Here is a 13,160-nt window from a genome sequence, read left to right as displayed (position 1 = left end):
AAACGGTGTCTTCTCCATGAACGGGCGGGAGTGGTCTCTGCTTGTCGCCTGTTTGCTGGCGATCGTCATCTTTTCTGTCGCATCGCCGCACTACGCGACATCAGGCAATGCAGCCACGGTCTTGCGCAACAGTGTCGAACTGCTGCTGATCGGCCTTGGCATGACCCTGCTGCTCGCCATGGGCGGCATCGACGTCTCGATCGGCATCGTCATGGGTCTGGCGGCCATCGCCATCGGGCGTGTGCTCGGCGCCGGCGGCAATCCGCTGCTGGCGCTCATTGCAGGCCCTTTGGTCGGTGCGCTGCTGGGATGTGTGACCGCCACCGTCGTTGTCCTCGGCCGCGTTCCGGCAGTTGTCGGTACGCTCGGCCTGCTCGGTGTCTACCGCACCGCCGTCTTCGTACTTCTCGGAGGGCAATGGCTTTCCGGCCTGCCCTCGAGCCTTACAAATCTTCTTGCAACCAGCGTGCTCGGCGTCCCCGTCCCTGCCCTGGTGATTGCCGTTGTCTATCTGGCCGTCTGGCTGGCGCTGCGGCGAACCCCTTATGGGCTGCATCTGCTGGCGATCGGCAATTCGGAGGAAAAAGCGCGGCTTTCTGGCATCCCAGTGATCAAGATCCGCTTCATGACCTTCGTCATCAGCGGTGTGCTGACTGGCATTGCCGCCACGTTCTATGTCGCCACCTATCGCAATGTGGAGATGACGATCGGCAGTACGCTGGCGCTCGATGCCATTGCCGCGGTCATTCTTGGCGGGACCAGCATATTGGGCGGCAGATGCAGCCTGATCGGCACCGTGCTCGGCGTGCTGCTTCTGAGAATCCTGCAGAACGGTCTGCTGCTGATCGGTGTCCCTTCCCTTTGGCAGCCTGTCGTCACCGGCGTTCTCATCATCGGCGTGCTTGGCTTCGAAGCTGTTTGCAACCGATTGCCGCTCGGCAGATTTCAACGAGCCCGCGCATGAAAACGCTCCGCAACCTGCAAGGCCCGGCCCTTACCCTGGCTCTGCTCTGTATGCTTTGGCTGATCGTGATTGTCGGCCTGCTGGCGCTCAGGCCTTCTGTCTTCAATCTCGGCACCGTCACCACCATTCTTCAGTTCTCGACGATCCTTGCCCTAGTCGGCCTTGGACAAGGGCTGGTCATCATGGCCGGTGGCGCCGGCATCGACCTCTCGGTCGGCGGTGCGGTCTCGCTGTCCGCCATCGTCGCGATGCTTTGCCTCAAGCTGGGATTGCCGCCGGTCCTGCTGCCCGCCGTCTGCATCCTGGCCGGCGCGATGCTCGGTGCCTTGAACGGATGGCTGGTGAACGGGCTCGCGCTTCTCCCCTTCATCGCGACGCTCGGCACCTTCTTCGTCTATTCCGGCGCTGCACTTGCCATTACCGGCGGCGCGGCCCAAGCAGGCGTGCCCTCCTGGCTGCTTGTGTGGGGGCGCGGCGTCGTCATGGGCATTCCCCTGCCCTTTCTCACCCTTGCCATCCCCTGCTTTGCGCTAGCCGGTTTGGTGCTGCTCTCGACAGCGTGGGGGCGCTGGATCTACGCCATGGGCTTCAACGAACGCTCGGCCAGGCTGGTCGGTATTCCGGTCGATCGCGTTCGCTTGGTCCTCTACGCCTTGAGTGGCGCGCTTGCCGGCGCCGCTGGGCTCGTCTCGATCTCCTGGCTCGGCAGCGGCAGGCCCAATATCGGCCAGAACCTCGAACTCGAATCGCTGACTGCCGCCATGCTTGGAGGCATCGCCATCACCGGAGGGCGCGGTGGCGTTGGCGGCGTGTTCGCGGCCGTCCTGCTACTGGTCACGCTGAAGACCGGCCTTCTGCAATTGAACATCAACACGGTTTGGCAGGTGGGGATTGTCGGCGCCCTTCTGGTTTTCGTCCTTCTCGCCGACCGACTTTCCCAACGTTGGAGATCATGATGCCGTCCATGGAAGAGATCATTGCCGCGCGCGTCGAGGCAAGCGCTGACCGTATCGTCCAAACGCTGAGCGATCTCGTCGCCTTCCCCTCGATCGTGAAATCCGATCCAAAGGAGGCCGGCCCCGGCGAGCGTGATTGCCAGCTCTATCTGCAAAAGCGGATCGAGGCGCTCGGCTTCTCGACCGATCTATGGGACCCGGATGGCCCAGCACTCTACGAAAAATACAAGGGGCGGGCCGGCGCCAACAAAGGCAGGACGTTCGAAGGCCGGCCCAATCTCGGCGGCGTCTTGAAGGGCACGGGCGGCGGTCGCTCCATCATGCTGACCGGCCATATCGATGTCGTCCCGCCCGGCGCCGCAGGGCACTGGACGACCGACCCGTTCCAGCCCGTCCTCAAGGACGGGTTTCTACACGGCCGTGGTACCGTCGACATGAAAGGCGGCGTCGCCTGCATGCTGATGGCGGTCGAGATCCTGAAGGGACTCGACATTCCCCTGTCCGGAGACGTCGTCTTCACCACCGTCGTCGACGAGGAAATCGGCGGCATGGGGTCGCTGGCCATGGTCGATCGCGGCTTTCACGCCGACGCCGGCATCATGACCGAACCGACGGCGAACAAGATCGCACCGCTCTGTCACGGCATTCTGTGGGGGAAGATCATCATTGACGGCATAGGCGGGCATGCGGAGCTGACGCCCAATGCCTGGTATTCGAGCGGCCCGGTCGATGCCGTCCAGCTTTGCCGGCAAATCCTCGACGGCATCGACATCCTCAACCGGCGCTGGATGTTCGATCCCAGAAAGAACCATCCGTTGATGGACCTGCCCAACCAGATCATCGTCACCCAGATGAGCGCCGGCGAACATCCGTCCTCCATGGCAGGGCGCGGCGAGATCATCATCGACGCTCAATATCTGCCGAGCGAGCACGACGAGTTCAAACTGGGTGGCAACGTCAAACGCGAAATCGAAGAGCACATAGCCAATGTCTGCCAGGCAGACCCATACCTGCGAAAGCACCCCGCCCGCGTCGAGTGGATCCTCGACGCCGATTGCGCCGAAATCCCCTCGGACAATCCCTTTGTCGGCGTCTTCCAGGAGGCCGTCAAAGAAGCCAATCTCTCGCCGGTCCTGAGTGGTTTTGGCGCGCACAGCGACATCGGCCTGCCGACCGGCCTCGGCAACACGCCGACCGTCAATTTCGGTCCCGGCGACCCCGCGCAGGCGCATCAGCCGAACGAACGCGTTTCGGTGCGCGATCTCGTCGATTGCACCAAGGCAATTGCAATTGCCGTCGAAAAATGGTGCCGCTAGCGGGCACCGCCAACATCAATGGATCGGTTAGCAATGCCACGACAGGCGGCGGCATCGTGGCCGAACTTGCGCTACCGCCTGGTGATGTCGTCGCGTTCTGACAGCCGGAGGTCCTGAGCAAGAGATTTTGAGGTCCTGAGCAAGCCATTCCTGTCGCCGCCCTGGCTCACGATCCGTTCACGGCGGATCGGTGTTGCAGCTGCCGGCTACCTGATTGACCGCTTCGCCGAACCCGGCGAGGTCGAAATCGGCCTCGCCGCGCCCCGCCAGCAGCCCGAACCGCCACGAAAGCTGGAGCCGGTTCGCGGCGACAAGGCGCCTGATGCCGTCGGCTCCATCGCGCACCAGCATCCGGCCGCGCGGCCCGACCGACCAGCTTTCATCGAACTTGCTCTCCTGATCGACCGTGATCGACATGGTGATCTTGCGGCTGGCCGAAACAGCGTCGTTCAGTTGCAGCCATTCAGTCCAATGCGGCTCGCCGTTTGCCCGGCAGGCAATCGTCAGGATCGGGCTGTAGCTCAAGGCACCGCCGCCGGTGATCAGCTTGTTGGTGGCATAGAGCGAGGCCGTGACGAGGCCGTCTTCACTCGTGCCGAAGCGCCAGTTGTCAGACACCGTGCCGGCCTGGGCAATGCCGCAGGCCGAGACAAGGACCAGCGCGATTGCCGAAGCGTGTCCCAATTCGACGAACAGTCTCAACACGCCCTCCAACAACCAAGCGGCTTGCAATAGAAGCGCAGATAATGATCAAAGCTTGGTCGCCACAGGCCGCCGCTCGCGAAGCATGGCGGCTGTTGCAGTTTGGCAACGAAAAAGGCCGCCTCGAGGGCGGCCTTCCTGTTTCAGCGGAGCGCTGGTGTTATTCGGCGGCCTTCTTCTTCGGCGCGGCCTTCTTCTTGGGCTCTTCCGCGTCGTCGGCCTTCTTGGCGTCGGCCTTCTTGGCGGCGGCTTTCTTCGCCGGCTTCGCCTTGACGGAGGTCTCGTCCTCTTCGTCGTCGGCCATCAGCTCTTCCTTGCTGACCTTGACGTCGGTGACCGAAATCTGACCGAGCAGATGGTCGACCACTTTTTCCTCGAACATCGGCGCCCGCAGCGTGTTCAACGCTTCCGGGTTGTTGCGGTAGAACTCGAAGACTTCCTGCTGCTGGTTGCCCGGATAGCGGCGCACCTGCTCGAACAGGCCGCGCTGCAGCTCTTCGTCCGATACGGTCACGCCGGCCTTCTCGCCGATTTCAGCCAGCACAAGGCCGAGACGCACGCGGCGCTCGGCAAGCCGCAGATACTCGGCACGCGCCTCTTCTTCCGTCGTCTCTTCGTCGGCGAAGGTGCGTCCGGCTGCTTCCAGGTCACGATTGACCTGCGCCCAGATGTTGTTGAACTCGGCGTCGACGAGCTTCGACGGCGCCTCGAACGAATAAGCCGCGTCGAGCTGGTCGAGCAGCTGGCGCTTGACCTTCTGGCGCGTCATGGCGCCGAACTGGTTCTCGATCTGGCCACGTACGACGTCGCGCAGGCGCTCCAGCGACTCCAGGCCGAGGTTCTTGGCGGTCTCGTCGTTGATTTCCAGCGCGCCGGGCTGGGACACTTCCTTGACGGTGACGTCGAAGGTCGCTTCCTTGCCGGCAAGATGCGCGGCCTGGTAGTTCTCCGGGAAAGTCACGGTGACCTGCTTTTCGTCACCGGCCTTGGCGCCGACCAGCTGATCCTCGAAGCCGGGGATGAATTCCTTCGAACCCAGCACCAGCGGCTGATCGGTGCCCGCGCCGCCATTGAAGGCTTCGCCGTCGATCTTGCCGACATAGTCGATGGTGACGCGGTCGCCATTGGCGGCCTTGCCGGTCTTCGGCTCGTAGCTGCGCGCCGATTCGGCAACACGCTGGACCTGCTCGTCGATCTCGGCATCAGGCACGTCGAACACCTGGCGTGTCACCTTGATGTCGGAAAAGTCCTTGATCTCGATCGCCGGGATGATCTCGTAGTTGAGGCGGAATTCGAAGTCGGCGCCACCGGCCAGGATCTTCTCGGCTTCCTTCTCGTCCTCGGTCATGATGACTTCGGGCTGCATGGCAGCCTTTTCACCACGCCCGGTAATGATCGAACGGGTCGAGTCATTGAGGATTTCGTTGACCACTTCGGCCATGAACGACTTGCCGTAGACCTTGCGCAGGTGCTGTACCGGCACCTTGCCTGGACGGAAGCCGTTGATGCGGACCTTGTTGCGGGCATCCGAAAGCCGCGCCATCAGCTTGGCTTCCATGTCACCGGCCGGCACGGTGATCTTGATCTCTCGCTTGAGACCGGAGTTGAGCGTTTCGGTGACCTGCATCGTAAAACCTTTGTTTTCACCAATGAGACTGCCACGGCCTCTGCCGTTCACAGCCTGCCGGTATATTCTTGCCGGGAATGGCTTTTGGTACGGAACCTGGCGATTTGACCGAAAACCCGGCTCAAACTCTCCCAAACTGCGTTCCAAAATGTGAATAAGTTCTTGTTTTTCCTACTTCTTATCACATTCTGCAGAAGCGGATCGTCGCGTCCCGTCACATTTGACACGCCTTTTGTCACAGGCGAGGCCAATTTTCAACAGTCTTCGCATCCCGGCGAATAACCAGCATTTGGACCCGACCACATCTTTTCCCTGACCTCTACATCTTGTCTCCGACATTGACAGAATGATGGCCACATGGGATTGCCGGTCCATGCGGATGTGGCGGAACTGGTAGACGCCCTGGATTTAGGTTCCAGTGCCGAAAGGCGTGGGGGTTCGAGTCCCTTCATCCGCACCACCCTTCGCTCTTCGAGCTTCGGGTGGCGGGCCACCCGAATAGATGAAGGAGTGTCCTCCCGAAGCCTTGGCTAAGGAGGACCGGCTCCGTTCAGGCGGCGATCGGGTTGAGCTTCAGATGCTGGATCAGGATAATGGTCTTGGCGTCGATGATGCGGCCGTCGGCGATGCCGGCCAGTGCCTCGTCGAGCGGCATTTCCAGAACCTCGATGTCCTCGCCCTCTTCTTGCGCGCCGCCGCCGGCCGAGATGCGGTCGGCGGGTGAATAGCGGGCGATGAAGAACCAGAGACGTTCGGTGACGCTGCCGGGGCTCATATAGGGCGAAAACAGCCGCTCGACGTTCTGCAGCCGGTAGCCGAGTTCTTCCTCCGCCTCCTTGCGGATGCAGGTTTCGGGATCGTTTTCGTCCAACAGGCCGGCACAGGCCTCGATCAGCGGCTCGCGGTGGCCGGTGACGTAGGCGGGATAGCGGAACTGGCGCACCAGAAGCACGGTCGAGCGCGAGGGATCGTAAGGCAGGATCACCGCGCCGTCACCGCGATCATAGGTCTGGCGGATTTGCGTCTCCCACTGCCTGTCGCGCCGGCGGTAGTCGAGGACGGTCTTCTTCAGGACGGCCCAGTCGTCGGAGAGGATTTCCTCCGAACGGACGCGCATACGATCTTCCATCGTGGTCTCCATGCAAAAGCGCGTCGCGCTTTATGCTCCTGTTTTATGCATGTCGCTCTCCCAAACCGGGCCACTTTTGGGCGCCATGCATTGCCGAGGCGTATCCGCGAACCGGCATTTCGGCAATCCCGTCAGTGATTGGTCCAGAACCCCTTTCACCGCCTCGTGTCTGGCGCAGGCGCCATCGGTCGCCTAAATAGCTGCGAACCCTCCCGGAGTTTCTCATGACAGCGTCGCTTTTCCAGTCGATCACCCTCGACGGCCTCACTTTCCCCAACCGTATCGCCGTCGCGCCGATGTGCCAGTATTCCGCCGACGACGGCTCGGCCAGTGACTGGCATCTCCATCACTGGATGAACCTCGCAATGTCCGGCGCCGGCATGGTCACAGTCGAGATGACCGATGTCGAGCGGCGCGGGCGTATCACCCATGGCTGCCTCGGCCTTTATTCCGAAGACAATGAAGCCGCCGCCCGCCGCGCACTGGACGCCGCACGACGCGTCGCCGCACCCGGCACGAAATTCGGCTCCCAACTCGCCCATGCCGGCCGCAAGGCTTCGAACCGCAAGCCGTGGGAAGGCGGCGGGCCACTGCAGCCAAACGAGGATCCCTGGCAAACCGTCTCCGCCTCGGCCATCCCCTACGACACCGGTTGGAACGTGCCGCACGCACTGGAGGACGAGGAGATCCTGCAACTGATCGAGCGCTTCGCCGAAGCCGCAAGACGGGCCGAACGCGCCGGCTTCGATTTCATCGAACTGCATGCCGCGCATGGCTATCTGATCTTCCAGTTCCTGTCGCCCTTGTCCAACCAGCGCACGGACCGCTGGGGCGGCTCGCTGGAAAACCGCATGCGTCTTGTCGTCGAGATCGCCAAGGCGGTGCGCAAGGCTACGCCAAAGCTGATGCTCGGCGCGCGGCTGTCGGTGACGGATTGGGTCGATGGCGGCTTCGACGTGGCGGACGCGATCGAAGTGGCCAAAGCGCTCAAGGACGAGGGCGTTGCCTATCTCTGCTGCTCGAGCGGCGGCAATTCGCCGTTGCAGAAATTGCCCACCGGCCCCGGCTATCAGGTGCATCTGGCGGAAGCGGTGCGCAAGGGTGCTGATATTCCGACCCGTGCCGTCGGCCTGATCGACGACCCCAAGCAGGCCGAAGCGATCCTCACCGAGGGCCGCGCCGACATGGTGGCGCTGGCGCGGGCCTTCCTGGCCGATCCGCGCTGGGGATGGCGTGCGGCGGCCACATTCAGCGAAACGCTCCACCCGGCGCCGCAGCTTGCCCGTTCGGTGACCACGATGCAGCATTGGATGAAGGCGACGGGCTGAACGGTCCGCGCTCCCGACACGCGCGCCCTCCTGCCTCCAGACGGCTTGACGGTGCTTCGCTGCTATTCCGTCGGCAAGCTGTTGGCGTGGAGTGGGCGTGGCTGGGCTTGGGAGGAACCTGTTCAGGGCATTCTTGCCGGTTGCGGCGCTGACCGAAGGTGTAGAGCCTTCAAACAGCCTCTGAGACGTTTGGGCGCAGGCTGACGGCCATGGTTGCAACCAAATTGGCTGCTTTGCGTTGCGGCCATGATGGACAACAAACCTTTTGAAGTGCCGGTCGTCGTCGAACTTGGCCACGTCGGCAAATATCGCCACATCCGCAGCGCCCAGGAGGCCGCGGAATGCCTGATGACGGTGTGGCCGCTCAATCGCGGCCCGCGCCATCGTGATGCCCTCGACACTTGCCTCAAAGTGCTGGAAGGTTATCGTTCGACAGCAGATGCGCGCCGGGCGCTGATTGAAGCCGCCAAGGAATCGGAAGTGCTGGTGCCCGACGACAGACTGCCCGACGACCGGCTGCATTGAGCAGACGGACCTTTCAACCGGAGGTTTTCCATGGCGAAGCTGACTTACAAGATCGTCGAACATGACGGCGGCTGGGCCTACAAGGTCGGAGCGACCTTTTCCGAGACGTTCCCCACGCATCAGGACGCATTGCGTGCGGCCGAAATCGCCTCGGCCGAGCAGCAGGTCGCCGGAGCGACCGACGGCATCCAGTATGAGGACGCCGAAGGCAAATGGCACGAGGAACTGGCCGACGGCCGCGACCGGCCGCAGACAGAAGTGTCAGATTAATTCGCTATCGCGGTTGATGTTGAGCGGTCCGGCAGGCGCCGACCGCAGCGCCGTCCGAGAGAGGACGCGCCAGCGGCCAGCGATTGGCCTTGCGGACTAGCCCTTAAACATCCATAAAATCGGTATCCGCTTTTCGGAAATCGCGTTCTGGCTATTTGCCGCAATACTGATCGTTGACGTTTTGCCCAGCGTTAGCGTCCGGGCCTGGCGTGTTGTGGGCACATGGGCCTATCGCGCCGGTATTGCCTTGGGTGTTCAACCCGGAGCCGTCACTGATGCTTCCCGTGGTATAGGGATCGACAGTTGTCTGGTCGTTGTTGCCGAATAGCCACCAGTCGCGATTGTTGGAATACCTGTCGTCCAGTGACTGCGCCATCGCCGATGTTGCGAGACCGATCGTCAGAACAGATGCTGCGAGAATTTTTGTAACCATTGAATCACTCCGTATCTTAGCCGCTTTGGTGCGACACTCATAAAACCCGGTAGTCAGCCGAATGGTTCCTTGAAATTGTCGTGAGGCTCAGGTGAGGCCCTGACCAGCAAAGCCCGGCCGGCGATGCGCTCGATGAACGCGGCGGTTCGCTCCGGGACGACGAATTGCTGCATGTGCCCTATTCCCTCGAACGGTTCGAACCTAGATCCTTGACGTCATCGGCTCGCCTTGGCGGCGCGAAGATGACATTGCGGCTACCGTCGCGCCGCGCTATCTCAGACCACTCGCCTTCCCAGGCCACACGCCTTGCCGGAGCCTTCCATGCCTGAAATCGTGACCGCTGCCATGCTCGTCATTGGCGATGAGATTCTGTCCGGCCGAACCAAGGACAAGAACATCGGCCATCTCGCCGACATCATGACGGCGATCGGCATCGACCTGAAGGAAGTGCGTGTCGTCCCTGACGAGGAAGACGAGATCATCGCCGCGGTGAATGCCGTGCGCAGCCGTTACACCTATGTGTTCACCACCGGCGGCATCGGTCCGACGCATGACGACATCACGGCCGATTCCATATCCAAGGCTTTTGGCGTGCCTTGCGAATACGATGCCCGGGCCTATGCGATGCTGGAAGCAAGCTATGCCGCGCGTGGCATCGAATATACGCAGGCCCGCAAGCGCATGGCGCGGATGCCGCGCGGCGCCGATCTCATCGACAATCCGGTGTCGGTCGCACCTGGCTTCCGCATCGGCAACGTCCACGTCATGGCCGGCGTGCCATCGATTTTCCAGGCCATGCTCGACAATGTCGTGCCGACGCTGAAGGCCGGCACGAAGATGCTTTCGGCGACCGTGCCCTGCCCGTTCGGCGAAGGCCTCATCGGCGGGCCGTTGGGTGATATCCAGAAAGCGCATCCCGATACGATCATCGGCTCCTACCCGAAATATGGCGACGGCAAGTTCTGGACCGAACTGGTCGTGCGTGCCCGCAGCCAGGAGGCGCTGGACGCCGCCCGCGCCGACGTCGAGGCGATGGTCGCCGGCTTCGCCAGCAATCCCGGCTGATCTGGTCCAGACCGGAACAAAGCACGACCCTGCAACGTTTCCCCGGCACGAGTTCACCAGCTCGTAAATCGAGGGATTGTCATGCGATTCAAAACCATCGTCGCCATTCTGCAGAACGAGCAGGACGCCGAGCGCGTGCTCGACTGCGCCATTCCGCTCGCCACCCGGTTCCAGAGCCATCTGGTCGGCATCCATGCCGAAACACTTCCCGTGCCGTACACCTCGGCCACAGGCTTTCCGGACACCGAATTCCTGCAGGTTTCGGCAGATATGAACCGGGAACGGGCCGAGAAATTAAAGGCGCTGTTTCTCAGACATATCGAGGATTCCGGTCTTTCCTTCGAGTGGCGAAGCCTGGAGAGCTTTTCGGGTGACAGCGCGCTGACCGGGATTTCGAGCGTGCGGGCCGCCGACCTGATCATAGCGGCGCAGCGCGAAACGGGCGGCGATTCCAGCGCGGACGTGGACACGCTGGTCTACGATGCCGGCCGGCCGGTGCTGGTGGTGCCGCACGAGGGTCCGCTGATCACCACCTTCAAACGCGTCTTGCTCGCCTGGAACGGCAGCAAGGAAGCGGCGCGGGCCGCCTTCGACGCGCTGCCCTTCATCATCGAAGCCGAGAAGACTGACATATTGGTTATCGACCCTCCTGAAACGCTCGACGACAGCCCGGAGGCCGCCGGCGCCGAAATCGCGTCGGCGCTGTCGCGCCACGGCGCCACCGTCAGCGTCTCGGTGCAGCAGTCGGGCGGCAATTCGGTCGATGACATCATCCAGACCAGAATCGCGGAAACCGGCGCCGATCTGCTGGTGCTCGGCGCCTACAGCCACTCATGGCTGCGTCAGCTTCTGTTCGGCGGCGTGACGCGCAGCGTGCTGCGCACTGCGCCGGTGGCGGCCTTCCTGTCGCGGTAGGTCCACAGCGATCGCTGGGCCTTGCCTTTGCCAAGGCCCCTTGCTCTTGCCAAGATGGGGGCTTTCCAGCTAATTCCGCGCGCATTCCCCTGTTTTCCTGCGCGCGATCCCCGCGTGCTGTGGAGTGCGCGACATGTCCCTTCCCGAAAAAGCCTTTCCGGTCTCCTGGGACCAATTCCATCGCGACGCCCGGGCGCTCGCCTGGCGGCTTGCCGGCGCCAACAAGGGACAATGGAAAGCGATCGTCTGCATTACGCGAGGCGGGCTGGTCCCCGCGGCGATCATCTCGCGTGAACTCGGCATCCGCGTCATCGAGACGGTCTGCGTCGCCTCCTATCACGACTATACCAGCCAGGGGCAGTTGCAGGTCCTCAAGGAGATCACCCCTGCCCTGCTCGCCGAAGACGGCGCCGGCGTGCTGATCATCGACGACCTGACCGACACCGGCAAGACGGCCGGCATCGTGCGCGCGATGATGCCCAAGGCGCATTTCGCCACCGTCTATGCCAAGCCGAAAGGCCGGCCGCTGGTCGATACTTTCGTCACCGAAGTCAGCCAGGACACCTGGATCTATTTCCCGTGGGACATGGGCTTCACCTACCAGAAGCCGATCGCCGACGACCACGCCGGCTGATTCGCAACTACCTGCCTGTTACAGACCAGCAGCTTGCACCCGCGCATGATTGCTTTCGCAAACAGGTCCGGCAGGGCCGGATATTTAGCCAAATCGACGTCTATTGGCGGAAATCGGCCAGGCGAATGAAATTTTTTACTTTTATTGCCGACAATTAGCCGTAAGATTCGTGAGACGGCAAACGATTCCGGAGGCTGGGGCTAGCTTCTTCGATGTTGACGAGGCCAACGACACACAATCATCTGGCCGAAAGGGTCCGACGGCTCTTCGGCACGGCGCCGTGCCGCCTGCAGGTTGCCGCCCTGCCCTGGCGCGACACGGGCGACGGCGTCGAAATCATGCTGATCACCAGCCGCGATACCGGCCGCTGGGTATTGCCCAAGGGCTGGCCAGAGGCCAGGGAGCCGCTCTGCGAGGCCGCGGCGCGCGAAGCCGGCGAGGAGGCCGGGCTGCGCGGCCGTGTCTCTCATCTTGAAGCCGGCCGTTACTTCTACGCCAAGGTCCTGGCTTCCGGCGAAGAAGTGCCGTGCGAGGTCTTGGTGTTTCCACTGCATGTCGACAAAGTCGCGGACCGCTGGAAGGAAAAACACTCACGCACCCGCAAATGGGTCCGTGCTAGCGAAGCGGTGCGCATGGTCAACGAACCCGACCTTTGCCAGATCATCGCCTATTTCTGCGCCGACCCGCACAGCTTCTCCTGACGGGCGGCCACACCGCTCTCTTTGCAAAACGGAACTGGCTTGCTAAGGTTAGACACGCGTTGCCGCGCTTCGACATGAATGCTTTGCTAAGGAATCAAGGGTAGGATTCGGCAGCTCTGGTATTTTTGATCGATGGCGAATCCCGCAAATCCAATTCCAAACGAGTCCGACGACCCCCAGCGCGAGCATCGTCCGCGCGTGCTCAAGGGTGGGTCGATCATCACCGGAATTTCGAATTCGGAAGTCGGTTGCACGCTGCGCAACCAGCACGAAGGCGGCGCCGAACTGAAGATACCGCTCGAAGCCCGGGTCCCAGATCGGTTCCTTCTCTATGTGCCGCTCGACGGCATTGCCTATCGGTGCGAGGTCCGCTGGCGTCGCAACGACCGTATCGGGGTGCAGTTCACCGGCACCGAGCCAAAGCCCCGGCTGCATTACGGCTGACGCCCGGGCAAGCTTGCGCGCGGAAAATCGTGATCCGCGCCTGCATTCTATCCCCGTTATCCACATATGTGACACACAAGATGTTGGGGTCACAAAAGCTACGCAAACGAATCCTTGACGGCGCAAAACGAGTCGCCTTTTATAGGCCATG

At 62.2% G+C, this 13,160-nt stretch carries 15 protein-coding genes and 1 tRNA gene; 12 read left to right on the top strand and 4 right to left on the bottom strand.

Annotated elements, in window-relative coordinates:
- Window positions 1-16: 16 nt before the first annotated feature.
- From NP945_RS28055 to NP945_RS28045, 3 genes are read left to right on the top strand one after another with little or no spacing between them, the layout of a single operon-like run.
- Window positions 17-964 (top strand): ABC transporter permease, encoded by a 948-nt coding sequence (locus NP945_RS28055; protein WP_256748137.1) that lies wholly within the window; start codon window positions 17-19, stop codon window positions 962-964.
- Window positions 961-1,920 (top strand): ABC transporter permease, encoded by a 960-nt coding sequence (locus NP945_RS28050; protein WP_256748136.1) that lies wholly within the window; start codon window positions 961-963, stop codon window positions 1,918-1,920. Before NP945_RS28055 ends, NP945_RS28050 begins: the two co-directional genes overlap by 4 nt.
- Entirely contained in the window at window positions 1,920-3,236 is a 1,317-nt protein-coding gene (locus tag NP945_RS28045) for a M20 family metallopeptidase (RefSeq protein ID WP_127270153.1), read from the top strand. The genes NP945_RS28050 and NP945_RS28045 overlap by 1 nt, the downstream gene beginning before the upstream one ends.
- Window positions 3,237-3,413: 177 nt before the next feature.
- On the opposite strand, the gene NP945_RS28040 is transcribed toward NP945_RS28045, so the two are convergent.
- Together NP945_RS28040 and tig are read right to left on the bottom strand one after the other, a co-directional pair.
- Complete coding sequence (locus NP945_RS28040) at window positions 3,414-3,938, bottom strand: hypothetical protein (protein WP_256748135.1); 525 nt, start codon at window positions 3,936-3,938, stop codon at window positions 3,414-3,416.
- 160 nt (window positions 3,939-4,098) lie between these two features.
- A complete protein-coding gene (tig, locus tag NP945_RS28035; protein ID WP_127270945.1) occupies window positions 4,099-5,565 on the bottom strand; it encodes a trigger factor in 1,467 nt (488 codons plus the stop codon).
- A gap of 375 nt (window positions 5,566-5,940) precedes the next feature.
- Here tig and NP945_RS28030 point away from each other — a divergent pair.
- Window positions 5,941-6,025 (top strand) — tRNA-Leu (locus NP945_RS28030).
- A 90-nt stretch (window positions 6,026-6,115) separates the two neighbouring features.
- On the opposite strand, the gene NP945_RS28025 is transcribed toward NP945_RS28030, so the two are convergent.
- A complete protein-coding gene (locus NP945_RS28025; RefSeq protein ID WP_256748134.1) occupies window positions 6,116-6,694 on the bottom strand; it encodes an NUDIX domain-containing protein in 579 nt (192 codons plus the stop codon).
- Window positions 6,695-6,918: 224 nt separating this feature from the next.
- Here NP945_RS28025 and NP945_RS28020 point away from each other — a divergent pair, with 224 nt between their 5' ends.
- The 3 genes from NP945_RS28020 to NP945_RS28010 all read left to right on the top strand — a co-directional run bounded on the left by NP945_RS28020 (window position 6,919) and on the right by NP945_RS28010 (window position 8,817).
- Complete coding sequence (locus NP945_RS28020; RefSeq protein WP_256748133.1) at window positions 6,919-8,022, top strand: NADH:flavin oxidoreductase/NADH oxidase; 1,104 nt, start codon at window positions 6,919-6,921, stop codon at window positions 8,020-8,022.
- A gap of 246 nt (window positions 8,023-8,268) precedes the next feature.
- On the top strand, window positions 8,269-8,547 hold the full coding sequence (locus NP945_RS28015; RefSeq protein ID WP_013532012.1) for a DUF982 domain-containing protein: 279 nt from the start codon (window positions 8,269-8,271) through the stop codon (window positions 8,545-8,547).
- A gap of 30 nt (window positions 8,548-8,577) precedes the next feature.
- Window positions 8,578-8,817, top strand: coding sequence for a DUF2188 domain-containing protein (locus NP945_RS28010; RefSeq protein WP_013532013.1), 240 nt, complete (start codon window positions 8,578-8,580; stop codon window positions 8,815-8,817).
- Window positions 8,818-8,968: 151 nt separating this feature from the next.
- Here NP945_RS28010 and NP945_RS28005 read toward each other — a convergent pair whose 3' ends face one another.
- Window positions 8,969-9,250 carry a hypothetical protein gene (locus tag NP945_RS28005; RefSeq protein ID WP_084016230.1) on the bottom strand — a complete coding sequence of 94 codons (282 nt, stop codon included), beginning with the start codon at window positions 9,248-9,250 and terminating at the stop codon, window positions 8,969-8,971.
- Between the two features lie 321 nt (window positions 9,251-9,571).
- Between NP945_RS28005 and NP945_RS28000 the strand changes: the two genes are divergently transcribed.
- From NP945_RS28000 to NP945_RS27980, 5 genes are all read left to right on the top strand, one after another.
- Window positions 9,572-10,315 carry a competence/damage-inducible protein A gene (locus NP945_RS28000; RefSeq protein WP_127271427.1) on the top strand — a complete coding sequence of 248 codons (744 nt, stop codon included), beginning with the start codon at window positions 9,572-9,574 and terminating at the stop codon, window positions 10,313-10,315.
- An 81-nt stretch (window positions 10,316-10,396) separates the two neighbouring features.
- Window positions 10,397-11,230, top strand: a complete 834-nt coding sequence (locus tag NP945_RS27995) for a universal stress protein (RefSeq protein WP_127272270.1) — start codon at window positions 10,397-10,399, stop codon at window positions 11,228-11,230.
- A 133-nt stretch (window positions 11,231-11,363) separates the two neighbouring features.
- A complete protein-coding gene (gene gpt / locus NP945_RS27990; protein ID WP_057145797.1) occupies window positions 11,364-11,864 on the top strand; it encodes a xanthine phosphoribosyltransferase in 501 nt (166 codons plus the stop codon).
- A gap of 212 nt (window positions 11,865-12,076) precedes the next feature.
- Window positions 12,077-12,565, top strand: a complete 489-nt coding sequence (locus tag NP945_RS27985) for an NUDIX hydrolase (RefSeq protein ID WP_023810435.1) — start codon at window positions 12,077-12,079, stop codon at window positions 12,563-12,565.
- A 132-nt stretch (window positions 12,566-12,697) separates the two neighbouring features.
- A complete protein-coding gene (locus NP945_RS27980) occupies window positions 12,698-13,009 on the top strand; it encodes a PilZ domain-containing protein (protein ID WP_127268764.1) in 312 nt (103 codons plus the stop codon).
- Window positions 13,010-13,160 lie beyond the last annotated feature (151 nt).

The organism is Mesorhizobium sp. LMG17149 (genome assembly GCF_024518695.1).
Lineage (GTDB): Bacteria > Pseudomonadota > Alphaproteobacteria > Rhizobiales > Rhizobiaceae > Mesorhizobium.
The sequence above is the reverse complement of the archived record's forward strand: the minus strand, read 5'-3'. Positions and strand labels throughout refer to the sequence as shown.